Annotated in this window: 20 protein-coding genes; 13 read left to right on the plus strand and 7 right to left on the minus strand. The window is 59.7% G+C overall.

Annotated elements, in window-relative coordinates; all coding sequences use genetic code 11:
* Window positions 1-41: 41 nt before the first annotated feature.
* Window positions 42-1,628 carry a molybdopterin-dependent oxidoreductase gene (locus RIF72_RS08995; protein WP_309074474.1) on the plus strand — a complete coding sequence of 529 codons (1,587 nt, stop codon included), beginning with the start codon at window positions 42-44 and terminating at the stop codon, window positions 1,626-1,628.
* Here RIF72_RS08995 and RIF72_RS09000 read toward each other — a convergent pair.
* Window positions 1,615-2,613, minus strand: coding sequence for a LuxR C-terminal-related transcriptional regulator (locus RIF72_RS09000; RefSeq protein ID WP_309074475.1), 999 nt, complete (start codon window positions 2,611-2,613; stop codon window positions 1,615-1,617). The two genes, RIF72_RS08995 and RIF72_RS09000, sit on opposite strands and share 14 nt — an antisense overlap.
* Before the next feature lie 214 nt (window positions 2,614-2,827).
* On the opposite strand from RIF72_RS09000, the gene RIF72_RS09005 reads away from it, so the two are divergent.
* The 5 genes from RIF72_RS09005 to RIF72_RS09025 all read left to right on the plus strand — a co-directional run bounded on the left by RIF72_RS09005 (window position 2,828) and on the right by RIF72_RS09025 (window position 9,156).
* Window positions 2,828-3,529 (plus strand): hypothetical protein, encoded by a 702-nt coding sequence (locus RIF72_RS09005; protein ID WP_309074476.1) that lies wholly within the window; start codon window positions 2,828-2,830, stop codon window positions 3,527-3,529.
* Between the two features lie 125 nt (window positions 3,530-3,654).
* Window positions 3,655-5,061 (plus strand): APC family permease, encoded by a 1,407-nt coding sequence (locus RIF72_RS09010; RefSeq protein WP_309074477.1) that lies wholly within the window; start codon window positions 3,655-3,657, stop codon window positions 5,059-5,061.
* Window positions 5,062-5,333: 272 nt separating this feature from the next.
* Window positions 5,334-5,684: a hypothetical protein gene (locus RIF72_RS09015; RefSeq protein ID WP_309074478.1), complete on the plus strand. Its 351-nt coding sequence runs from the start codon at window positions 5,334-5,336 to the stop codon at window positions 5,682-5,684.
* 4 nt (window positions 5,685-5,688) lie between these two features.
* Window positions 5,689-8,043 (plus strand): N,N-dimethylformamidase beta subunit family domain-containing protein, encoded by a 2,355-nt coding sequence (locus tag RIF72_RS09020; protein ID WP_309074479.1) that lies wholly within the window; start codon window positions 5,689-5,691, stop codon window positions 8,041-8,043.
* 195 nt (window positions 8,044-8,238) lie between these two features.
* On the plus strand, window positions 8,239-9,156 hold the full coding sequence (locus RIF72_RS09025) for an alpha/beta hydrolase (protein WP_309074480.1): 918 nt from the start codon (window positions 8,239-8,241) through the stop codon (window positions 9,154-9,156).
* A gap of 88 nt (window positions 9,157-9,244) precedes the next feature.
* On the opposite strand, the gene RIF72_RS09030 is transcribed toward RIF72_RS09025, so the two are convergent.
* The gene (locus tag RIF72_RS09030) at window positions 9,245-9,427 is read right to left on the minus strand and encodes a hypothetical protein (RefSeq protein ID WP_309074481.1); all 183 of its coding nucleotides are present in this window, start codon (window positions 9,425-9,427) and stop codon (window positions 9,245-9,247) included.
* A 393-nt stretch (window positions 9,428-9,820) separates the two neighbouring features.
* Window positions 9,821-10,480 carry a GntR family transcriptional regulator gene (locus tag RIF72_RS09035; protein ID WP_309074482.1) on the minus strand — a complete coding sequence of 220 codons (660 nt, stop codon included), beginning with the start codon at window positions 10,478-10,480 and terminating at the stop codon, window positions 9,821-9,823.
* Window positions 10,481-10,561: 81 nt separating this feature from the next.
* Here RIF72_RS09035 and RIF72_RS09040 point away from each other — a divergent pair, with 81 nt between their 5' ends.
* From RIF72_RS09040 to RIF72_RS09060, 5 genes are read left to right on the plus strand one after another with little or no spacing between them, the layout of a single operon-like run.
* Window positions 10,562-11,359 (plus strand): sulfite exporter TauE/SafE family protein, encoded by a 798-nt coding sequence (locus RIF72_RS09040; protein WP_309074483.1) that lies wholly within the window; start codon window positions 10,562-10,564, stop codon window positions 11,357-11,359.
* A complete protein-coding gene (locus RIF72_RS09045) occupies window positions 11,340-12,668 on the plus strand; it encodes an amidohydrolase family protein (RefSeq protein ID WP_309074484.1) in 1,329 nt (442 codons plus the stop codon). The genes RIF72_RS09040 and RIF72_RS09045 overlap by 20 nt, the downstream gene beginning before the upstream one ends.
* A 29-nt stretch (window positions 12,669-12,697) precedes the next feature.
* Window positions 12,698-14,002, plus strand: a complete 1,305-nt coding sequence (locus tag RIF72_RS09050) for an MFS transporter (protein WP_309074485.1) — start codon at window positions 12,698-12,700, stop codon at window positions 14,000-14,002.
* Window positions 14,003-14,006: 4 nt separating this feature from the next.
* Window positions 14,007-14,705 (plus strand): fumarylacetoacetate hydrolase family protein, encoded by a 699-nt coding sequence (locus tag RIF72_RS09055; RefSeq protein WP_309074486.1) that lies wholly within the window; start codon window positions 14,007-14,009, stop codon window positions 14,703-14,705.
* Window positions 14,702-15,592, plus strand: coding sequence for a polysaccharide deacetylase family protein (locus tag RIF72_RS09060; RefSeq protein WP_309074487.1), 891 nt, complete (start codon window positions 14,702-14,704; stop codon window positions 15,590-15,592). The genes RIF72_RS09055 and RIF72_RS09060 overlap by 4 nt, the downstream gene beginning before the upstream one ends.
* A 139-nt stretch (window positions 15,593-15,731) precedes the next feature.
* Here RIF72_RS09060 and RIF72_RS09065 read toward each other — a convergent pair whose 3' ends face one another.
* Window positions 15,732-16,826 carry an NAD/NADP octopine/nopaline dehydrogenase family protein gene (locus RIF72_RS09065; protein WP_309074488.1) on the minus strand — a complete coding sequence of 365 codons (1,095 nt, stop codon included), beginning with the start codon at window positions 16,824-16,826 and terminating at the stop codon, window positions 15,732-15,734.
* A gap of 71 nt (window positions 16,827-16,897) precedes the next feature.
* Window positions 16,898-18,475, minus strand: coding sequence for an AbgT family transporter (locus tag RIF72_RS09070; protein WP_309074489.1), 1,578 nt, complete (start codon window positions 18,473-18,475; stop codon window positions 16,898-16,900).
* Window positions 18,476-18,745: 270 nt separating this feature from the next.
* Here RIF72_RS09070 and RIF72_RS09075 point away from each other — a divergent pair, with 270 nt between their 5' ends.
* Together RIF72_RS09075 and RIF72_RS09080 are read left to right on the plus strand one after the other, a co-directional pair.
* Entirely contained in the window at window positions 18,746-19,408 is a 663-nt protein-coding gene (locus tag RIF72_RS09075) for a GntR family transcriptional regulator (protein ID WP_309074490.1), read from the plus strand.
* Window positions 19,409-19,534: 126 nt separating this feature from the next.
* Window positions 19,535-19,903, plus strand: a complete 369-nt coding sequence (locus tag RIF72_RS09080) for a hypothetical protein (RefSeq protein ID WP_309074491.1) — start codon at window positions 19,535-19,537, stop codon at window positions 19,901-19,903.
* Window positions 19,904-20,059: 156 nt separating this feature from the next.
* Here the strand turns inward: RIF72_RS09080 and RIF72_RS09085 are convergent, their stop codons facing one another.
* Together RIF72_RS09085 and RIF72_RS09090 are read right to left on the minus strand one after the other, a co-directional pair.
* Entirely contained in the window at window positions 20,060-20,296 is a 237-nt protein-coding gene (locus tag RIF72_RS09085) for a helix-turn-helix domain-containing protein (RefSeq protein ID WP_309074492.1), read from the minus strand.
* 779 nt (window positions 20,297-21,075) lie between these two features.
* Window positions 21,076-22,278, minus strand: coding sequence for an O-antigen ligase family protein (locus tag RIF72_RS09090; protein ID WP_309074493.1), 1,203 nt, complete (start codon window positions 22,276-22,278; stop codon window positions 21,076-21,078).
* Window positions 22,279-22,364 lie beyond the last annotated feature (86 nt).

Raw genomic sequence — 22,364 nt, forward strand, 5'->3', positions numbered from 1 at the left:
GAATCACCAATCCCTGCTCCCCGTCGCTCCGAACCATTCACATGACAAACCTCGGAACGCGGGCTAAAGGCCCCACCATGATGGCCGCACTGGCAGGCGTGGTGTCGGCCGCCGTCGTGCTCGCCGTTGCAGAGCTGATCGGCGCATTCTTCACTGCCAGGGCAACCCCGGTGTTTGCGCTGGGATCCACGTTCATCGACTTCACGCCGTCGTGGATGAAGGACTTTGCGATCGCCACGTTCGGTACCAATGACAAAGCCGCGCTGTTTGTGGGGATGGGCTTGACCATCGCAGTGCTCGCCTGGGTGTTGGGCGTAGTGGCCTACCGGAAGTGGGCTCTGGGTGTCCTCGGCGTCCTGTTCATGGGGGCTGTGATTGTGGCCTCCGTCTTGACGCGGGCCGGAGTGGGACCCGCCGACGCCATCCCTTCCGTGATGGGAACCATCGCCGGCCTCATAGTCCTGCGCCGCCTCATGGTGCCGTTGTGGGGGTTGAAGGCTTGGCCGGAAGCTCCCGCTGACATAGCGGCCGACGTCGAAGATCAGGTTGGTGGCCTCGGCACCAGCCGCCGTCGCTTCTTTGCTGCTGCCGGGATTACTGCGGTGGCCGCCGGAATCGCGGCGATCGGTGGGCGGTTGCTGGGTGCCGCGCGCAACAATATTGCCCAGGCGCGCGATGCCCTCCGTCTACCGGCGCCGGCTAAGGCCGCGGCCCCTGTACCGGCGGGCGTCCAGTCCCCGGTTCCGGGAGTTTCCTCCTGGCTGACACCGAACAAAGACTTTTACCGCATCGATACAGCCCTGAGCGTCCCGGAAATTAACATCGAGGATTGGGTGCTGCGGGTGCACGGAATGGTTGACCAGGAAGTCACCCTCACCTTCCAGGACCTGCTCGACGCCGATCTGATCGAATCGCACGTCACCCTCACCTGTGTATCGAACCCGGTGAGCGGACAGCTGGTGGGAAACGCCAAGTGGCTGGGTCTTCCCATCCGCGATGTCCTGGCCCGAGCCAAACCCAAAGAGGGCGCGGACATGGTGCTCTCAAGGTCGATTGACGGCTTCAGCGCCTCCACTCCTCTGGAGGTCCTGCAGGACGACCGCGATGCCATGCTGGCCATAGGCATGAACGATGAGCCGCTTCCTGTGGAGCACGGATACCCCGTGCGGATGGTGGTTCCGGGGCTGTACGGCTTCGTCTCCGCCACCAAGTGGGTGGTGGACTTGGAGGTCACCCGCTTCGCGGACAGCAAGGCTTACTGGACCGAGCGAGGCTGGTCTGAGCGTGGCCCCATCAAGACGATGGCACGTGTGGACGTACCCGCGTCGTTCGCGAAACTTCCGGCGGGGAAGGTCGCCGTGGGCGGCACCGCATGGGCGCAGACGCGGGGGATCACCAAGGTGGAAGTGCAGATTGACGACGGCGATTGGGTGGAAGCAACGCTTTCCACCGAAGCCTCCACCGTCACCTGGCGCCAGTGGTCCTACGAATGGGACGCCACGCCCGGCATCCACTACGTCAAAGCCCGGGCCACCGACGGAACCGGCGAAACCCAGACGGACAAGCGCGCCGATCCGGTGCCGGACGGAGCCTCGGGCTGGCCGTCGGTGATGGTCACTGTGGAGTAATCGTTGAGTCGAGTCTTCGGAGGCCGGCGCTAATGGCTAGTGCAGCAACCCCGGACCGGGATTCCTGCGCCATTTTCACGAGGATGTTCTCCACATGGGTTGTGACGGTGCGGATGGAAATGCCGAGTTCAGATGCGATCTGTTGGTTTGAGCGGCCCCACGCAATTCGATCGGTAACCTCGGCTTCACGTGAGGTCAGTCCGAAGGGAAGCTCCATGGGGGTCTCAATGATCAAGGCGACGTCACCCTTGCCGGATGTCACTCCGGCGGTGCGAGTGATCTCCAGGGCTACGGCTCCCTTCTCGGAGGTCCAAAGCCCGGACATGGTGGCTGCTGGCCCGGCTAGGAAGTGCGAGATGAAATCCTTGAAGTGGGGGTCGAATACGACGCTGCTCATCTCTCGGGAAATTACGGGCTTGGGTCCATCTTGTCGGTCAAACAGCGCTGCTCTGCAGTCTTCTCGGAGTCTCAGAATTGGATAGCCGGATGATTGCCTTCGGCACAGCTCTGCGACGATCGGGGATAGGGCGCCGATAAGGTCGCGGGCGTCATCGTCGAAGTTGTGGAAGTGAGAGGCGGAAAGGTGGAGCATACCTGCGTACTGGCCGTCGTCGGAGATAAGGCAGGCACTCATGCCATCCGCGAAGCCTGCGGGTGCCAGCGCGTTCTGGTAGAGCTGTGTCCCACGGTAGTCGTACTTCAGGTCGTCGATCCGTAGCGGTTGGTGCAGCTTTAGCAGCTTTCGATGGGCTTTGGTTGACGCGTAGGGGTCACCCAGCGCGGTGAGCGTTTCTGGCAGGTAGCCATCATTGGCCAGTACGTCGTGTTTTGACAGCGCGCGGTTCCAGAAGATGAGGGCCGCGGCGTCATGCTTGGTTCCGTCGGCCAGAACGTGCAGGATCTCGTCAGCGCCGTCGCGCTGATATTGGGCTGCGCCGGCAGCAAAAGCTGCCTTAAGCAGAATGTGGGACTTTCCGCTGACCATGAAGGCCTCCAATACGGGAGGATCCTGTCCTCCGGGTACGCGCCAATTATACTGCCGTCTCCTTCGCAGAGGACCCGACCCCCACCGCAGGGCGCCGAGGCCGCTTGGTTTTGTCAGCGCGTACGTACAAATACCGATGTTGCTGCGACCGCTGTGTTCCTAGGCTTGATTGTACGGAGTGATGAGCGTCGCCTGAGTCGTGAAAGAGCACAAAGTGACAAGCAATGAGCCGAACTTCTTCTTGAAACCCGGACAGCAAGTGACCTCTCTTGAGATCTACGGGCAAGCGGATCGCTTCAACGTCAAGCCGCTCGAGGACGGCATTGGGCTCTTCCTTCAGAATCAAAGGCTGACACTTCTGGTCGGGGACGGTCACTCTTCCTTGGAACACAGCCTTCCTGAGGCACTGTACCCTGGCCGCTGGTACGAGGTAGCCGTCGCCCACGACCTCGCGTCCGGTCTTGGCGCTGTTTTTCTGAGGCCCTCCACCTCATCAGCCCATGAGGAGCCTCGCGGAAGCCGGACACTAACCGGTCATCGCAGACTCGAGCAATTGCCGGCCGTTCCGATAATGCTCGGCACCAGTGCTAAATACGTCTCAGGGTGGACGGCCGCGGAAGAGTCGTTCAAGGGAACCATCGAATCACCCTATGTGTGTGCTAGATCCACGCCGGCAACTGCTCTCCGGGGTATGCACGCCCGGCGACTCGACGTCCCCGACCTTGTGGCGGCATGGGATTTCTCTGTATGCCTCTCCTCGGACGGACTCCGCCTCGACCAGGTCCCGGATGTCGTCGGCTCGTTCCATGCTGACTGCGTCAAATGCCCCATACGTGGAGGAATTCGTTCCCTTTGTCGTCTCGCCCGCAACGGAACCGGACGACCCTCTGCAGCAATCACAGCCATGTCCCACTAATCTCCGCCCACGAGGCCGCATCACACCACAGAGCGCACATCGATCGCTCGTCCCAACAATTCATCTACAGAATCCACTGAGCCGAACTCACGGCTAGGATTTCTTCCGAGAGGCATAGATAGCCCATGAAAACTGACAGTCACGCTACCCCGGCCAGCGATGCCGGAATCAACGACGTCGAACAGCAAAAACTAGGTGCTCTTGGCTACAAGCAAGAGCTCAATCGCACCATGACCCTAACTGACGTCGTTGTCTATGGGCTCATCTTCATGGTGCCGCTGGCCCCCGTGGCCGTTTTTGGCACCATCTTCAACTTCTCGCACGGCATGGCCGCCTTGGTTTACCTGGTTGCAGGTATCGCCATGTTCTTCAGCGCTGTCAGCTATAAGGAGATGGCCAAGGAATACCCCGTCGCAGGGTCCGTATACTCCTACGTCCGCTTGGGCACCAGCAAATTCGTTGGCTTCCTCTCTGGATGGGCCATCCTCCTTGATTACCTTCTCCTGCCGGCGCTGCTCTGCATCCTCGCAGCTTCCGCCATGGGAGCACTCATGCCCGATGTCCCAGGCTGGGTCTGGGTCATAGGCTTTATCTCCGTGGTGGCCTTCATCAATCTCCGCGGAATTGTGGTCACTGCACGAATGAACATGATCTTTTTGATCATTCAAGGAGCCGCGCTCGTCGTGTTCGTCGGCGGTGCACTGGTGGCCATCACTCAGGGGCGGGCGCAGTTCAGCTTTGCACCCTTCTATCAGCCCGAGTTCTTCTCGTGGGAGCTCGTGTTCACGGCCATTCCGGTAGCCGCTCTTAGCTACATCGGATTTGATGCGATCTCCACGCTCAACGAAGAAGCCAAGGGCGGCGGAAAAGCGGTCTCGAAGGCGACGATGATCGTGCTTTGGCTTGTCATCGCGATGTTTGTTGCACAGGTGTACTTCGCTGCTCTGTTTGTCCCGAGTAATGAACCATTCGCCGACGGTGACGCTGTGAACAATGCTTTCTACCACATCAGCGAAATCGTGGTGGCGCCTTGGTTCAAGATCGTCTTCACTTTGATTACGGCCCTGATAGCGCTCTTTGCCAACGTGCTGGTTTCCCACGCTACAACGTCAAAAATGCTCTTCGCTATGGCCCGGGATGGACAGTTGCCCCGACGTCTGGCCGTCGTGAGCCAAAAACACCAAGTTCCGGCCGTGGCCATGATCGTGGTGACGATCCTTACTGCCGTTATTGGAGTGCTGGCTGTGGGACAGATCGAACTCATCGTTACCATGGTCACCTTCGGCGCCCTCACGGCCTATATTCTCCTGCACATCAGCGTAATCATTCACTTTGGTTTTCGCCGGTCCAGCAGGAAGTACTTCATTCACTGGATTTCACCTATCCTCGGCATTGCTGTGCTTGGATACGCCCTCTACAGCACCAACCTTCTTGCCAAGGTCATTGGCATCTCCTGGTTGGTCATAGGAACTATCGTCGCGCTCATTCTCAAACGCACCGGCCGCACCCTCGAAACCGAGGACGTCGTCTAGACCGGCACACGACACCGCCCGTTCACCGGCAGGGCTCCCACGCATTGCTTGGCAGTCGGTGGACTACGCAAAACTACCGATATTTTTTCCGACACCCCGGTCCTAACGTTGAAGTTACCTAGAACACACAACGCTTCAGCGCTGGTAACGGGGGAGCTCCTCAAACCAGCCCGCTCCACAGCAATCCCATCTCAGAATGAAAGCGAGAACCTCTTGAATCCGCGGACCAGTCCACCAAGTGGCCAAGCAAATTGTTGCCGGAGGGGAGCGAAATGATGCGTACCAGCGCGGACCGCTCATCCGAACTCATGAGCATTTTTGAACAGCGGTTCTCCTCCCGGCTTCGCCGCGACTTCACCGATGAAGTAACAGCGGCGTACGACCGATCCCCGCTGGGACCTCACGACGACAAGACCGCCCGTGTCGTGCGGGCTTTGGGCAACGCCTCGGTCACCGGCAAAGAGATCATCCTGAACCTCGGGCCCAATGGTCCGTGGGGGATCGGCAGGATCACGGTGGGAGCACCCGGAAACCTTGTTCTCCTGCCCTCAACCTTCCACACCTATGAAAACGCGCTGCGCGGAGTGTTTGCGTTGCGTCGCAAGAACTTTTTGGAGAGCTGAAACCATGACTGCCGAAGCCACAACCGAGATCCGCGTCGAACCGAAAATCTTCGGATACACCGACCGTTTTGCCGCCCGCCCGGGTGAGAGTATTTCCTTCCACGTCAGCTGCGAGGGACCCTCCATATACCAAGCCTCGCTCGTCCGGCTACGGCACGGCTTCACAGGGGAATCCGGACCGGGCTTCCTGGAAACGCCGGTTGCGTCAAAATTCGATGGTCCAAAACAAGGCACGCAATATGCGTGCCAGCCCGGATCCTATGTCGAGGTGCCAGACCCGTCCTCGCTGATGACAGACCTGAACGGACTGGTCATCAAAACCAAGGTGTATCCCACGTTGCCTCTGAGCTCCCGCTCCGGTAATTACGGTGCCTACAACGTTACTCAGAACTCATTCGGAGGAGGCAGCGACCGGCAGGTCATCCTGGGCAACTGGCATGAAGATTCTTCTGGTGGGTACGCACTTGTCCTGGACGCTGGCCGACCCACCTTCCTCTGGAGCGAACAGGGCACCGTGAGGTCAGTGGCTCTTGAAAACCCGCTGGAAGGACATCACTGGTACAGCCTGCGGGTCGAGGTGGACACCGCAGCTGGCCAGATCCATCTGACCCAGGCACCGTTGTCTAACATCATGAACCGGTACACGGACCACGCACTGTCCCTGGAAGCCGAAGACAAGGTCGCAGACGCCACCCCCACAGCCAGCGCACCCGAAGTCCCATTCCGAATCGGCGCCGGAGCGCGTCGAGACGGCGACCGCTGGCTTGCAGCCAACGGCTTCAACGGTAAGATCGGCGACGTTTCCATTCATCGACGCACGCTTACCCGAACCGAGACCATTGCTGACTGGCACTTTGGACGCAGCAGCCGTGACGATGGGCTGCTCCTGTGGGACGTCGTCGATGAATCACCAAACCAGCTCCACGGAACATGCCACAACGCACCAACCCGAGCCGTCGCAGGACACTCCTTCACGGGACTGGTGGACGACTTCCGGATTGTTCCCGATGAATACGATGCCATCCACTTCCACGACGACGACATCACCGACGCCGACTGGCCCGCAGCATTCACACTCGACGTGCCCCACAACCTGCCCAGCGGCGTATATGCAGCCAAACTCACCGCCGAGGGTGCAGAACAATACCTCCCCTTTTTCGTCCGGGCAGGCGAAAAGAAGAACGACGTCGCCGTGCTGTTCTCCACAGCGACATACCTGGCCTACGCCAACGACCGCATTGCCTTCGAAGCCGACGGAGCCGAGATCATTGTGAGCCGGACGCCCATCCTGGACCGCGAAGACCTCACCCTCCAGGACCACCCCGAATTCGGCCGCTCCTGCTATGAGATCCACAACGACGGCACAGGAGTTGTCTTCGGAAGCGTCCGCAAACCCATCCTGACGCTCCAGCCCAAACACCGGGCCTGGTTCCAGGCCGAAGGCGTATGGGGGCTGCCAGCAGACTTGTGCATCGTTCACTGGCTCGAAACCGAGAACTGCGACTACGACGCCATCACCGATGAAGACCTCGACCGAGAAGGCTACAGCCTCCTTAGTGACTACCGGGTAGTCATCACTGGCAGCCACCCCGAGTACGTCACACGCAGCGAACTCACCGCCCTGGAGGAATTCACTTCCAACGGCGGAAGGCTGATGTACCTGGGAGGCAACGGGTTCTACGCCACCGTCTCCTTCGACCCCGACCAGCCACATCTGATGGAACTCCGACGCTCCGACGGTGGCACGCGCCCCCACCAGTCCCCGTACGGGGACAAACGCCATGCCACGTCCGGGGAACTCGCCGGCATCTGGAGGAACAAAGGCCTACCGCCGCAGAAACTCGCCGGGGTGGGGTTCGCTGCGCAGGGCTTTGACCGCTGCACCTACTACGAACGGCTTGAAGACAGCCACAACCCGGCGGCAGCATTCATTTTCGAGGGAATCGGTGAAGACGAGCGCATCGGCGAGTTCGGGATTATGGGAGGCGGCGCCGCCGGCGCCGAAGTGGACTGCTACCAGCCCGGCCTCGGCTCGCCCCCCGGAACACTGGTCCTTGCAACTTCAGGACCGCTTTCAGACGCGTACCTCCTGGCCGCAGAGGAAGTGTATGAATCCATTCCCGGCATCGGCGCGACCGAACAACCAGGGGTTAGGTCAGACATCGTCTATTGCCCCCTGGAAGGAGGCGGAGGTTTCTTCTCGGTCGGTTCCATCGCCTACACGGCGTCTCTCTCCCATAACAACTACGACAACAACGTCGCCAAAATGACGGGGAACGTCCTGAGACGATTCCGCCAGGCCCAGCCACTTGAGGTGGAGCTCAACGAAACGGAAGCGCTTCAGGTAGTCGGCAGCTGACGCGCCAACCAGAAAGAATCTCATCTGCCCCCCACCAAGGCAGCATCGCGAAACCTGAGGGCGGTTCCATTCTCCGAATGGGTCGCCCTCAGGCGCGCATCTCCACTTAAGGTTGTCCGCGCCATGAGCTGCCAACCCTTGGTCCTCAAGCGGACTTGTGGCATCAAGGTTGTGCCGCCATTCCCAGGGCCCTGAATGGTTCACTGGACTATGACCATGGGCGAACTGCGCACCACGATGACCGAAGACCTCGAGATTGCCTACTACCACAACGGTCCGGCGGGCGGACCAGTCGCGGTACTCCTCCACGGCTTCCCCTACGACGTGCTCAGCTACGAGGCCGTGGTCCGCTTGCTGGCGGGCCGCGGGATCCGCACCATAACTCCGTACCTACGCGGCTACGGTCCCACCCGGTTCCGTAAGGCCACGACGCTTCGCTCCGGCCAACAAGCGGCTGTCGGACAAGATCTGCTCGATCTCATCGATGCCCTCGAATTGCAGCGTCCCGTCGTCGCCGGGTATGACTGGGGCGGCCGGGCGGCCTGCATTGCCGCAGCCGTGCGCCCCCAAGGCATAGCCGGCCTCGTGACTGTCGGGGGCTACGCAATCCAGGACATCGCCGCGTCGGTCGAGCCGGCCGCTCCGTTGGACGAGTATCGGAACTGGTACCAGTGGTACTTCAACACCGATCGCGGACGCGCCGGGCTCGAGGCAAACCGCGACGAGTTGTGCCGGCTGCTCTGGCAGTTGTGGTCACCGGAATGGGCCGAGGCAAACGATGCATTCACCTCCAGTAGTCCCAGCCTGCAGAACCCCGACTTCGTTGATGTCGCGGTACATTCCTATCGCCACCGCCATCGTGCCGCGGTTGGTGACGATCGATTTGATGAGCTCGAAGCATTTCTCGCGAAATCACCGCCCATTCCGGTACCAACCATTTCGCTCGACGCTCTGGCCGACGGGTTCGGGCCAGACGACTCTGAGCGGGATCGGCAGCATTTCGCCGGTCCTTTCGAAATCCGCAGGTTACCGGGAATCGGCCATAACGTGCCTCAAGAGGCGCCGCAGGCGTTCGCCAATGCTATCGCCGACCTTCTGACTGCCTCTCCTTGAGCGATCAGGTAACGCTCACGACGGCGTTGCTGCCGCCAGCTTCACCCGGTTCGCGGCAGACCTGAGGGCAGCGGCTGAAATGGGCTGACTACTTGGAGCGCCCATTTAGGGGCGCCTCACTTTTCTCCCGCTCCTTCTCCTGTGCGGGGTCAAGGGCTTTTCGGTCATGACGGTGTTCTGTCCGGTGCAGCCAAGTGAGCATCATCATGATCACTCCCACCCACAATACGGCCGTCGCCAGGACAAAGCCCATCAGAACCAGAGCCTGCATGAGCGAAGTCTATCCGCGCTGGTGCGTCGTCAGAGGGTTCGACATTCACCACCCGAAAAATCAAGGAAAAGAGCCCTCGCAGCAAGTAGGGGGCTCTCGGATAGGGCTGAAAGACGAGTACCGACTACTCGTGCTCAGACAGTGCCCAGGGGGCTTTACTGAACACAGCGGCTCACGAACCGACCGCCAATAAACCCCCAATATTTGGTGGTTGTACGAACCGCGGGCCGGGGCCGGACAAGGTACCTAAATACAGTTGTCCGGCCCCTTGCCTAACCCCGACGGGCTCCGGCGCGGGTGGGCTTACTGGAAAGCGGACACCGCTGAGATTCGTGTCGCGGCGCGCTCCTCATCGCAGTGACTCTGCAGCGCGTGGCTCGGAAGTCCGGCGCATCATCTGGGTTCATCGAAGATGCGTTGCGCGTCGCGGATGTGAGCCTCGGAGAGGCTCCTGGCCGTCGCGACGTCACCTGCTGCGATCGCGCTGGCGATGTCTTCGTGCTGTCTGGCTGCTTCCTTGGCCCAGTCATCATGCTCCAGGTTCAGGGCTGTTGACACTGCAAGTCGCGCAATGGCCCTTCTGTGTGCTTCCGCCAGGAATTCGTTGCCGCTTGCATCCACGATCAGGTCGTGGAATCGCATGTTGAGCCTGCTGGAGGTGCGGGCGTCACCGCTCTCCACCGCTTCCGCAAACTGGCGGGCTGCGTCTCGAAGGCTGGTGAACCAGGCGGGGGCGATGAGACCGTCCCGAGCTCGTGTAGCCGTAAGTTCGGCAGCGAATCCTTCGAGGTTCCGTCTCAAGTCAAACAATCGACGCATGGCCTCGTGATCCAGTCCGGAAACCACTACGCCGCGGGCCGCGGGAGTAACCAGTCCTTCCGCCAGCATCCGGCTGAGGGCCTCGCGAATGGGAGTGCGACTGATTCCCAGTTCATCCGCCAAAGCAGCTTCCGGCAGACGATTCCCCGCGGTGTAGGTGCCATCAAGGAATCGTGACCAAATGACGTCGTAGGCCGAACGTGTTGATCCTGTAGCTCCACTGTCCCCAGTCATGAAATCAGCATACATCGCATGCAAACTCGCTATTGCATTCATTGCATACACTGCGTACATTCAGTTCTGGAGGTGAAAGATATGGAAGCTACATCGGTATTGCTGTTGGCACTGGCTGGAGCCGCTGCCGGGGCAATCAACGCCGTTGCAGGCGGAGGTTCCCTGGTGACTTTCCCTGCCCTGCTCGCTCTCGGCTACCCGCCGGTCTCGGCCAACGTCATCAATACGGTTTCTGCACTTCCGGGTTATGTGGGTGGTGCCTGGGGCTACCGCCGGGAACTGTCCGGTCAGTTGCGCCGGGTCCTGGTGCTGGGGTCGGTCACCGTCGCTGGGGCGCTTCTGGGATCTGCCCTTCTACTGCTCGGGCCGGAATCTACCTTCGTGGCTGTGGTTCCTTGGCTGGTGCTCGGGTCCACCTTGTTATTGGCTGCCCAACCGTGGATAGCCAAGCTTTCCGCTGCCGGCAGCGGGATGGCGCAGGACCGTGCATCAGGTGCGCCAATAGATGAACGGCTCCGTTGGCCGGGACTTGGGCAGTTGGGCGTTGCCGCCTATGGCGGCTATTTCAACGCGGGCCTTGGAATCATGATGCTCGGGGTCCTCGGAGTGGCCCTCGATGATCGACTTCCGAGACTCAACGCGCTCAAGAGCGTGCTGTCGGCCGTGGCAAGCGCGGTATCGCTTGTGTTCTTTGCAATCTTCGCGACCGTCGCATGGCCTGCGGCGCTCGTGATTGCCGTAGCGGGATTGTTCGGCGGGTGGCTGGGCGCTGTGCTTGGCCGGCGCCTTCCGTCCGAACTCCTGCGGCGGTGTGTTGTCATTTTTGGCCTTGTCATATTCGTCGTCCTTTGGGTGGATCATGCTTCCTCAACGCTCTAATTTGCTCCTTCAGAATGCTTACGTTCTGTCTCTCGATTCACATGTCCCTGAGGGCGTGGCGGACATCCTGATCCGCGATGGCTCCATCGAAGCGATAGGACCCCGCCTTCCCGTCCCGGACTTAGTGGAGGTCATTGACGCTTCCGGTAGCCTCGTGCTGCCCGGCTTCGTCGATACGCACTGGCACTTATGGAATTCCTTGCTCCGCGGCACCGTAGGCGACGCTCCAGGGCGGGACTACTTTTCGGTCAAACGCGGGCTCGCACCGCATCTCCGTACCGACGATTTCTACTGGTCGGCACGGTTTGCCCTCGCTGAGGCTGTCCAGAACGGCATTACCACTGTGCACAACTGGGACCACAACGTCCGTGGTGCCGAGGACGTGGATGCCAACATCCAGGCCCAACTCGATTCGGGGCTACGTGGGCGGTTCTCCTACGGACCTCGGGACTCTTCTGCCGCCGACGAGCCCATGGATTTTGCCGGGCTGGACGCGGCCAGGACGCGGTGGACGGGGGAGCGGCTGGACGACCGGATCCACTTCGGCGTTGCATTGCGAGGCCCCTACCGCACTTCGACTGAACTTTCCGACTTTGAGTGGCGGTCGGCACGCGAACGCGAAATGCCCATCACCATGCACTGCGACCGGTGCATGCGGGAACCAGGATGTCAGTCGTGCGGTCTGACGAGGCTCGATCGGGAGGGCTTGCTCGGGCCGGATGTGCAGATCGTCCATGCTGTCCACGCTTCACCGGAAGATATCGCGGCGGTTGCACGAACCGGCACAAGTATTTCGGTCAGTCCTTTATCCGAGATGCGCACCATGGGTTTCCCGCTAGTCACAGAGTTTTTGGAGTCCGGCGCGCTGACGTCTCTCTCGATCGATACGCTCGCGATGCCGGCAAATGCGGACATCCTAGCCACTCTTCGGGCGCTGATCTCGGTGGAGCACGCACGCACTGGACGTACCACCTTGACTCCACGGATCGCCTTGGAGATGGCCACAGTTCGTGCAGCGCGTGATCTGGGAATTGAAGACATCACCGGATCGCTCCGCCCCGGGAAGCGGGCTGACCTGCTCATGATCGATATGAACCACACATCGATGCTCCCGAGCGGAGACCCGGTGGAGAGCCTTATCTACCACGGCACGTCCAGTGCGATCCAGACAGTCGTCGGGGACGGCCGAATCCTGCTTCGTGATGGCAAGCTCGTGCAACCATCAGCCCGTCACGCGATTCAGAGCGCAGACGAGCGACGCGACGATCTGGTCCGGCGGGCTCGTGCCGCCGGAACTTGGGACGACTAAACCACACTCACATAGGAAGGTAATCAACGATGATCAGCCAGAACCCCTCCCAACCTTTACCCACGCAACGGCCACCGGATGTAGGTCAACCAGCCAAGGGACTCGCAGGTTCCAAAGCGGCACTGCTCATGTTCGTACTCATTCTGATCGCATATTCGGTCAACGCAATGGACCGCATGGTCTTCCCCGTCCTCCTGAGCGAAGTCAGATCCGAGTACAACTTCGGACTTCCGGAAGCGGGGCTGCAATCAACGTTGTTCGCCCTGGGGATGGGACTCACGGGCATCCCGGCCGGTATCGCTCTGAGAAGAGTGAACCGTAAATATGTCCTCGTGGCGGGGACTGTTCTCTTTTCGCTGGCAACCATACTCACCGTTGTCAGTTTCGGTTTCTGGGACATGCTGGCATGGCGGGTCCTCAGCGGAGTTGGCGAGGCCCTGCAACTCGTAGCAATCCTGACCGTGGCTACACATGCTTTCCCGCGGCACCGTGGCATCGCCATCGGTTCAGTTAATGTCGCTTTCGCCACCGGCGCCCTGATAGGGCCCAACCTCGGGGTAGCGCTCCACCAAGCCTACGATTCGTGGCGCGCCCCGATGATCGCCTTCGGAGTCATTGGTCTTGTAGCGGCAGTCCTTGTCATCGTGTTCGTGCGTTCTTCCTTCACGGAGCAAAAATCGGCTCACAAGGTTGTCCACTACGTTGGCGGTGCAACAAGCTTCCTGAGCCGAAACCCGCTCATCCTCGCAGTCATCACAGTAATGTTTGGCCTCATCGACTTTGGTTACATAGGAATGTACGCCAGCTTCGTGATCGAGCACCTCGGACTCAGCCAGGCCGACGCCGGTTTCGCGATGGGCCTGTCAGGGCTCGCAGCGTTTGCCTCGCCGCTGGGCGGCTGGTTGGTTGACCGGCTGACCCCAAAAATTGCCATAACGGCGCTGAGCATCGCCCAAGCGGTGTGCGGCATTGCCCTGTTCACAGGTCCTGCGACGCTCGCATGGCACGCCACATGGTCATTTCTTTTCGGTCTGGTGGCCAGTTCAGGACTGTACGTTGGCCTGGTCGCTTCGCTCGTCAAGAGCATGGACGAGACGCACTCTTCACGGGCTTCCGGTCTCTTCACAACCTGCATTTACACTGCAGCAGGCTTCGCTGGCCTTGTCTTCAGCCTCATTGTCGGGGCAGTCGGATGGAGCGCAGCTGGTCTGATCCAAGTCTCAGGTCTCTCCATTGCCTCCGCGGTTCTTGCACTCTCCTTGCGGAACGGGGAGTTCAGCAGACTTGCCGCCATCGATCGAACCGTCACCCCACAACCCATCATTCAGGAGTAAAGACATGCAAGCACTTTGGACAGAAGCCCCTGTATTGGTCCCTGTCATCGGTACGGACTCCGGCTTCCCTGTGCGCCGGATCTACTGCGTCGGAAGGAACTACGTGGATCACATCCGCGAAATGCGGGAAGGCGACGAACGCGACGATCCTTTCTTCTTCCAGAAGCCCACGGATGCAATCGAACTGGACGGCTCTAAAATTCCCTACCCACGGGCAACAGAAGATTTCCAGTTTGAAGGCGAACTCGTCATTGCTGTCGGGGCGCGGTTGCGCAACAGCGACTCTGCAGCGTCGATGGATGCCATCTATGGCTATGCGGCGGGAATTGATCTGACTCGCCGCGATCTGCAGAAGGCATCCGTTTCGCAGTCCCGCCCGTGGGAACCCGGAAAGTCATTCGACAAATCCGCACCTTGCGGTCCCATTCTTCCCAAGGATTCCCTCCAGAATCCCGAGAACGGAACCCTTGTACTCCAGGTCAATGGTGAAGAACGGCAACGTACAAGCCTCCAACTGATGATCTGGTCGGTGCCCGAAATACTCGCGCGACTCAGTGAGATGTACACGCTCGAACCGGGCGACCTGATCTTCACGGGCACACCCGCCGGCGTCTCAGCGGTGGGACCCGGCGACCGCATCGCCGTCGAAATAACAGGGCTCCCGACCCTTACCGTCACCATCACCGACCAGGAGGAATCATGAAACCGAGTGAACGAATCGACTACAGCGCCATCATCGACCGCCCACGGCGACTACTCCCTGACGGCAAAAAGGTAGCTGTATGGGTCATCGTCAACATCGAGGAGTGGAACGACGACGAAGCCATGCCTCGCACTGTGCTCACACCCCCTGCCGGCGGAATTCCCACGCCCGACGTCCCCAACTGGTGCTGGCACGAATACGGGAACAGGGCGGGATTCTGGCGCCTGCTGAAGACTTTGGATAAACACGGCATTCCCGTGGCGCTTGCGATCAACGGCAAGGCAGTAGCAACTTACTCCGCTATTTCGGACGCAGCGATCGAGCGGAACTGGGAATTCATTGGCCACGGTTTCGGGCAAAAGAACATGCAAAAAGTGCCTGATGAACGGGAGGACATCCGCCTCACCACCGAAGCCATTCGCAAAGCAACGGGCCATGCTCCCCGTGGCTGGCTCGGACCCGGGCTGACTGAGACTTGGGAAACCCCGGACATCCTCGTCGAAGAAGGATACGAGTACGTCTGCGACTGGGTTCTGGACGATCAGCCGGTGGAACTCCGGACAAGAAGCACGCCGATCACCAGCATCCCCTACACACAGGAATGCAATGACGTGGCGATGATGCTCATCCAACACCACCCCGCCCGGGAGTACCTCCAAAGAGCCAAGGATCAATTCGACCAACTGGCCGACGATGCTGAAGACTCCGCAAGGGTCATGGCCCTGGTTGTGCACCCCTACATCATGGCGGCACCTCATCGGCTGAAGTACTTGGACCAGGCCCTCACCCACATCCGCGCCGATGAACGGTCAGTCTTCATGACAGGCGGGCAGATACTCGACTGGCACCGCCAGACCGCAACGCAGGAGACCATGGCAACCCTGTAACGGAACTTGTGAAAGTTACCGGAGCAAACACTAAGGGGCGACGGCGGAAAGAGGGTCACGCCGCCGTCGCCCCGTTAGGAACTACTCATGAATGAAGACATCGACGCCGGACTTGCGGCCCCCGCTCTCAGTGCTTGCTTTACGCAGTGACTAGCGGAGTCAATCCGTCCAGGAATGCTGCTTTGATTTCTGTGGCGTCCAGGCCTTCAAGCCCGAGGACGTCCGCTGTACGGCCTTCGGCTTCAAAGTCAGTTCCACAAATGATTCCGCTGAGTTTGATAAAGGAGTCCGTGAGCGGGAGGGGGAGCCCGATTTGTTTTGCCAGCGAGCTCCAGATCACCAAACCGAAGGGGATGTCCTCAGTGAAGTACCGGTGGGTCAGCGAGTCGGGTTCGGGGAAGGCTTGACGTCCGTAACCTTGAGTAATTCGCTCCACATGGCTTCCGTCGGTGACGCCATAGGCGCTTTCGAGGAATTCCCAGAAGCTTGGCGTTTTCACTCCGAGTGCCTTCGCCAGGGCGAGCCGTTCCTGATCGAGTGCGTTGATGACTTCCGCGACGCGGGGCGTTACGAGTGTGTGGTGGGGATGCGTGTCTCCGTCTTCGACAGTTTTGATGTTCAGGACTGCAGGTGGGACGTGGTAGATCGCGTTGCAGTTTCCGAGGCCCACGGAGAGAGTGTCACTGCCTGCTGTGTAGCGGTCGCCGAAGTACTGGGTAAGGCGGTCGAGTGCGTCTTGGGATGATGTGTGCGGGATGGTTGCTAGTTGAACGGCTTGTTTGATGGCTCCGATGTAGACCTGCGCGGGGCCGCGGAGGCGGCAGGTGTACAGGCTTGTCGGAGTTTCGGCGATGAGGCACGGCGTTCGCTGCGCCAGGGCGAAGTGTCGGGCGAGCTCGACCGAGCTTCCCAGCACGCTGGGTTGGAATACCACCAATTGTTCTGGTTCCAGCAGGGTCGCGAGACGCTCGGATAGGTATGCGTGGGCGAAGGCCGGAGCGGCGACGATGACAACATCGGCGCCAACGACGGCGTCCCCGAGGTCGGTTGTCAGTGTTGGCTTGTTCGCGTGACCTTCAACATCGCCAGAGAGGTCTATTCCGTTGTTGGCGATGATTTCCTGAAAATCCTTCTCCCAGCGTGAGAAGAGCCTGACGTCATGCCCTTGGAGAACCATATGGCCGGTGATTGCCTGGCCGACGTTTCCTGCTCCAATAATTGCGATACTTCCCATTTGGGTATGTTTCCTTCGTTTGTGAGGTACGCGGAGTAAGTCGTTCCGCGCAGGTAAATAGGGGCGCTGGTTTAGCGGACCGGGACGCCGGGTCCGAGGGGGATTCCGAGGGCGTACCAGAGGACAAAGAACGCGGTCCACACCACGAGTACTCCGACGGCCAGCGGAATCGTGAAGGACAGCATCGTGCCGATGCCGGCGCCTTTCCGGAACTGCTGGACAAATCCGAGGGCCAGCACGAAGTATCCGTTCAGTGGCGTGACGCAGTTCGTGACGGAGTCGCCGATCATGAACGCCACCATCGAGGCTTCAGGCTTGAGCCCGACGTACATCACCATCGGGATGATCACGGGCGCCAGGATTGACCACATTGCCGAGCCGCTGGTGATGAGCATGTTCAGGACACTGATGGCCAGCACTATCACGAGCAGGATGACCAGATGCGGGGCCTCGAGGGACTTCAGCGCCTGGGCGCCGTTGACGCTGATCACCGAACCGATGTTTGTCCATGCGAAGTAGGCCAGGAATTGTGCCACGACGAAGAAGAGCACGAGCACGGGCGCAAGATTGCGGATTCCCTCGGCCATGGCCACAGGGACTTCGCTGAGCTTGGGAATTGATCCTGTGATCCGCCCGTAGACGATGCCAAGGATGGCGAAGATGATGCACAGGAAAATGGCAATGTTCTTCACGACCACGGATGTCACGATGTCGCCGCCTGCACCAAGGAACGGGGAGCCAGGCAACAGCACTGCCGCGATGAGCGCCACACACACCAGGAAGGCCACAGCGGAAACCGTGAGCGCCTTCGCTTCGATCGGGGCGAGTTTAACCGCTCTGCTTGTGCTGCCCGTGGTGTTGAAGAGTTTGTCGGCCGTGGCGAAATCAGCTTCGAGGCTGGCTGAACCAAACTCAGGACGGCGCGCCAGCAGTTTGTCCACGATGAAAGCGATGGCTATGGCCAGAACTACCGAAGAGGCCGCTGTGAAGAAATACGTTGCCACCGGAGTGATGATGTAGTCCTTATCGACAAGACGCGCCGCCGCAGTCGACAACGAGGATCGAATGGCATCAGCTGGTGTCACCAGAGGGCTTGCATTGAACCCAACGGCCGTCGCAGCGTAGGCGACCATCAGGCCCAGAACAGGACTACGGCCCACCGCCCGGAACGCCAGCGCACCGAGGGGGATCATGACGAGGTAGGCGGAGTCACTCATCACGTGGGCGATCATCGAGCTGAAAGCAATAGAGAATGTCAGCACTGAAGCTGGAAGGCGCCCGATGGTTGCCCGGAGAAGAGCTGTCAGAAGACCGCTGCGCTCCAGAACGGCAACGCCAAGCAGAACGACGACGACGGTTGCCAGGGGCGGGAAGGTGGCGTAGTTGCTTAGGGCTGATTCAGCAGCGAACTTGGCACCCTCCATGGAGAGGAGGTTCTTGACGGCGACCGTCTCGTTTTTGCCTGGCAACGTGACAGTGACGTTCAGGCCGGCGAGTACCGCGCTTACGGCACCGAGAATCGCGATCAGAATGACGAAGAGCCAAAACGGGTGCGGGAGCTTGTTGCCAGCGCGTTCTATGGCACTGAGCGTCCGATAGAGACGGTTGGTGGGTACGTCGATTGTCGTATCGACAGGAGCTTGTGTCATTGCTCAAAGCCTTGTCTCGTTCAGATGGATCATGGAAATGGGGAGTTGGAGTGGACTACCTGAGCGGATGGGTCCTTATCGAGTTCGACACCTTCAGCGTCGTCGCTTGAGGACTGAACTACAAGACATACCCGCTCAAGAATTCAAGTGTTATTCGTGTTATATATAACAGGGATGTTAGGCTGATCACATACTGTTGTCAACAGCAGCTGCAAAGACTCACCTTCCAGTGGCGAGGGTTGATGAGGGCGTTTGGGAAGGCCAGGGGTGATGGACAAGCCGGTTTCGATGGCGGATCGGGCATACGGAATGCTCAAGCGGGATATTCTGCGCTGCCGCTTCAGGCCAGGGAGTGCCATCCTGGACACATATCTGGCCGCTGAGTACGGCATGAGTAGAACCCCGATCCGCGAAGCCACAAATCTGCTGCGCCGTGAGGGCCTCGTTGTCGTTATTCCAAAGCGGGGCACGCTTGTGAAGCCGATCGACTTTGGCGAACTCCAAGATACGTACCGGATGCGGCAACTTCTGGAGCCAGAGGCGGCAGTACTTGCATCAAGGCGTGCGAATTCTGAGGAATTGGATGCACTCGAAGCGCTCAGTGAAGCTAGCGTCAGCCCCGATGCGGATGCGGCGACTCTGAACGAAAGGAACCGACTCCTCCATGTCCGGATCGCAGAGTTGTCCCGCATTCCGCTGCTCGCGCAAACCGTGAATTCTCTTCATGAGGAGATTGAGCGCTTTCTTAATTTCCGGGGCACTCAGGGTCGTCCCTACACAGCTACAAATCATGGACGAATCGTTGACATCATCCGTGCCGGGACAGAAGATGAAATCCGTCATGTAGTTTCCTCGGGCATCGAGCGCGCCCGCACCCACATGCTTGAAGGGCTTATGGCCAATGACAGCGGCCGCGCTGAACAGGCCTCCTGACAGGCGTTAGCGCGGCTGAACAGTTTCGGTGAGATTGTGCGCTCCAAGGAAGCCGTCAACGCAGTGCGCGCGTCGGTGCAGCAGAGCGGCTTGGAGTCAAAGGCCCGGCCGGCGGAGAATCTCGGCTTGCTTCGGCTGATGACCGCTGCCTCCGCCGCCAGTGAGCTCGCAGAATACACCGATCACGCCCGTGAGCAGATGCAGATGCTCACCAACAAGAACTCCCTCTCACCCACCTACCTCAACGAGATGGGCCACATCAAGACCAACTTCGAGCGCGCGCTGGGCACGGGCTTCCCGAGGGACTTGCCGCTGCTTGTGTTCGTGGTCGCCGAGAACAAACAGACCCCGGAATGGCTCGAGCTGCACCACCGCCAGGCCGCGAGCGTCACGAACGGCGCCGTGGTGCCCCTCCCTGGCGAGCACTACCTCCACCACACGCACGCGGGGGAGATCGCTGAGGGGGTTAGGGAGTGGGAGGCGGGGCGGCAGTAGGGCGGACGCGTCGCCGGAACACGCTCGCGATTAGGGATAAAGCGTACGACGGCGCTGCTGCCGCCGACTTTGGCGGTTGGCGGGTGTCCGGGTTCGTAAAGGGTGAACTCAGGCTCCACAGTGGCAGCAAGGGCCGTTTGGGTTCCTATGACGACACTAGAGATCCTCGGCGATCTCGCCGGCAGCTAGCCGTTCAGCAGCAAGCAAGTAAGCCTGCTCAATGTAGTCCTCAAGATCCTTGGCACCGATACGCCAGATACCCCGCCCACCGATCTGGAATCCACGCAACTCACCAGACTTCAACAACTGACGGACAGTAGGAAGCCCAACAGATAGCTCCTCGGCTACCTGCTCGATCGTCAAGAATCTGGGGCGCTTCGGGTCATCAATCACCTGACAACCATAACTAGAAGAGGACCATAACCGCGGTATGGCAGCCCCGGAACAACGCCCTTGTCGCGTACATCGCCCGCCAGCGGCCGGCGCGGCCTGTCATTCATCGGCTCGCGCAAGGCGGATCTGCTGGCGATCGAGCTGGACAAGCACGGTTGGCAGGCAACAACGTTAGAGGCGTTAGGGGTCCCGTTTAAGTCCGCACCTCCTACGCCAACGACACCTCCGGCTACACGGACCCACCGTGGTGCCCCTCCCCGGCGGGCACTACCTCCACCACACACGCAGGGGAGATCGCTGATGGGGTCAGGGGAGTGGGGGCGGGGGTAGGGGTACCTGAAGCAGCTCTGCTTCTTCCATGGATTCACCAGACTAATCCCGAGCTCACGGCGCATTGTCGCAGCGAGCTCAAGGGTGCGCTCCCTGATCACACGGACGATGAGGAAGCGTTGATCGTGGGCTAGCTGATGTTCGCGGCACCTGACAAGGGCACCGCGTTCCCTTGTCCGCTTCCGCCAGAGGTCCATGATCTCTCCAGCGCTTTAAAACAGATGGATGCCCCACAACTGAACTCGACGGAACGCCTACGTAATGGACTGCGTATGCGCGCTCATTTTTTCCCACGATTCATCGAGACCTTCGAACCGGGGCATGACTCGTGCGTTCTCGTAGCAATCTTTGGGCGAACAGGGAGTCGTCGGCATCCTAGTGACGGGCCAAGCGACCAACTCAAGCCGGCTGGGCACCCTTGTCGTCTACATGGGACTTCTGCGGCGAGACTAGCGGCTGTATGAGGCGTGTAAGGCGCCGGGGCGGCCTTCTTCATTTGTTAGTCCGATACTGTCAACAATGAGTGGGTCACCAGGCGGCCGTTGCCTCGTCGGTTCAATCAGCGCCCAAGCACCTAGAATGAGGATCCAAAAGTAACCCTGCTGAAGTGCGGCCGAGGTCATCGAGAAACTGACCAGCACAGCCAGTACTCCGGCACTGGATGCGTCCCTACCTTTGACCAGCGATCGCACGATGAGACAGACCGCGGCTATATAGATGAGGGCAAACGCGCTGAACAGTCCGAGGCCGCCTTGAAACCAAGAACGGAGCAGAACGTTATGTGTCAGTGTGATGTAGTCATATGTTGCTCCAGATCCGTCGTCCAAACCTGCACCGAACAACGGATCCTTCTGAATCCCGTCCCAGGCGAAGGCGTATGTATTCTCCCGGATGTCCAAGGTGCTCAACTGGTTGGTCTGACCGGTTACCTGTAGAATTCGTTGTACCGGCCCGCGGAACAATTCTGTTTCCGCCGTCAACTGAACAAGCGCCCACAGGCTAAGTGCTGCACCGCCGGCGATAAGCAGAGGCACCTTTAGAGGCGCCCGGGCGGAGATCATAACCACGAGAATGCCAATGCCCGTGGCGATCAGCGCACTGACGCTACCAGAGACAAGTAGCCCGCCGACATTTACAAGAAGTGACAGGAGCAGCCAAGCTTTCTTTCCCTCTCTACATAGGCCATAGACCGACACAACAAGGGCGATGGCAGCAAAGATGCCGAGGAGGTTTGGGTGCCCAGCAAGCCCAGGCGCGCGACCCAACAAGGCCTTATATCCGAACACTGGAATGCCCAAGATTTGAGCGAAAGATGCCATCGCCGAAACGGACTGGCCAGCCATGAAAGCAGCCACACCAACTGTGATGCTTCGGGGATGGTTGGCGACTAGCTTACGTAAGCCGAACGGGCCAAGGAGCAGGAAAGCCAGTAGCTGAACACCAGTGATCAGGTGCCATTGCACGTCTTCGGCATTAGTTGAACTGCTGAGGATTCCAACGATGGCCAGTAACGACGCGAATATCCATACGAGGGGCGCTGTTTGTGGACGCGAACGGCCCAGAAGAGGCAACACTAGCAAGGCGAGTGAGAGGAGAGTCCAAAGGACGTATGCCGTTCGCGGAAGAGCTTCCGAGAACGGCAGGAAGAACATGACTCCGCCTGCCAGAAGGGTCAGAGGCCCATACAAATTTACCGGCCGATCAGTGTTCAAACTTGGTCATCCTCTTGGTTCGTAGA

This window comes from Paenarthrobacter sp. (assembly GCF_031180005.1).
GTDB lineage: Bacteria > Actinomycetota > Actinomycetes > Actinomycetales > Micrococcaceae > Arthrobacter.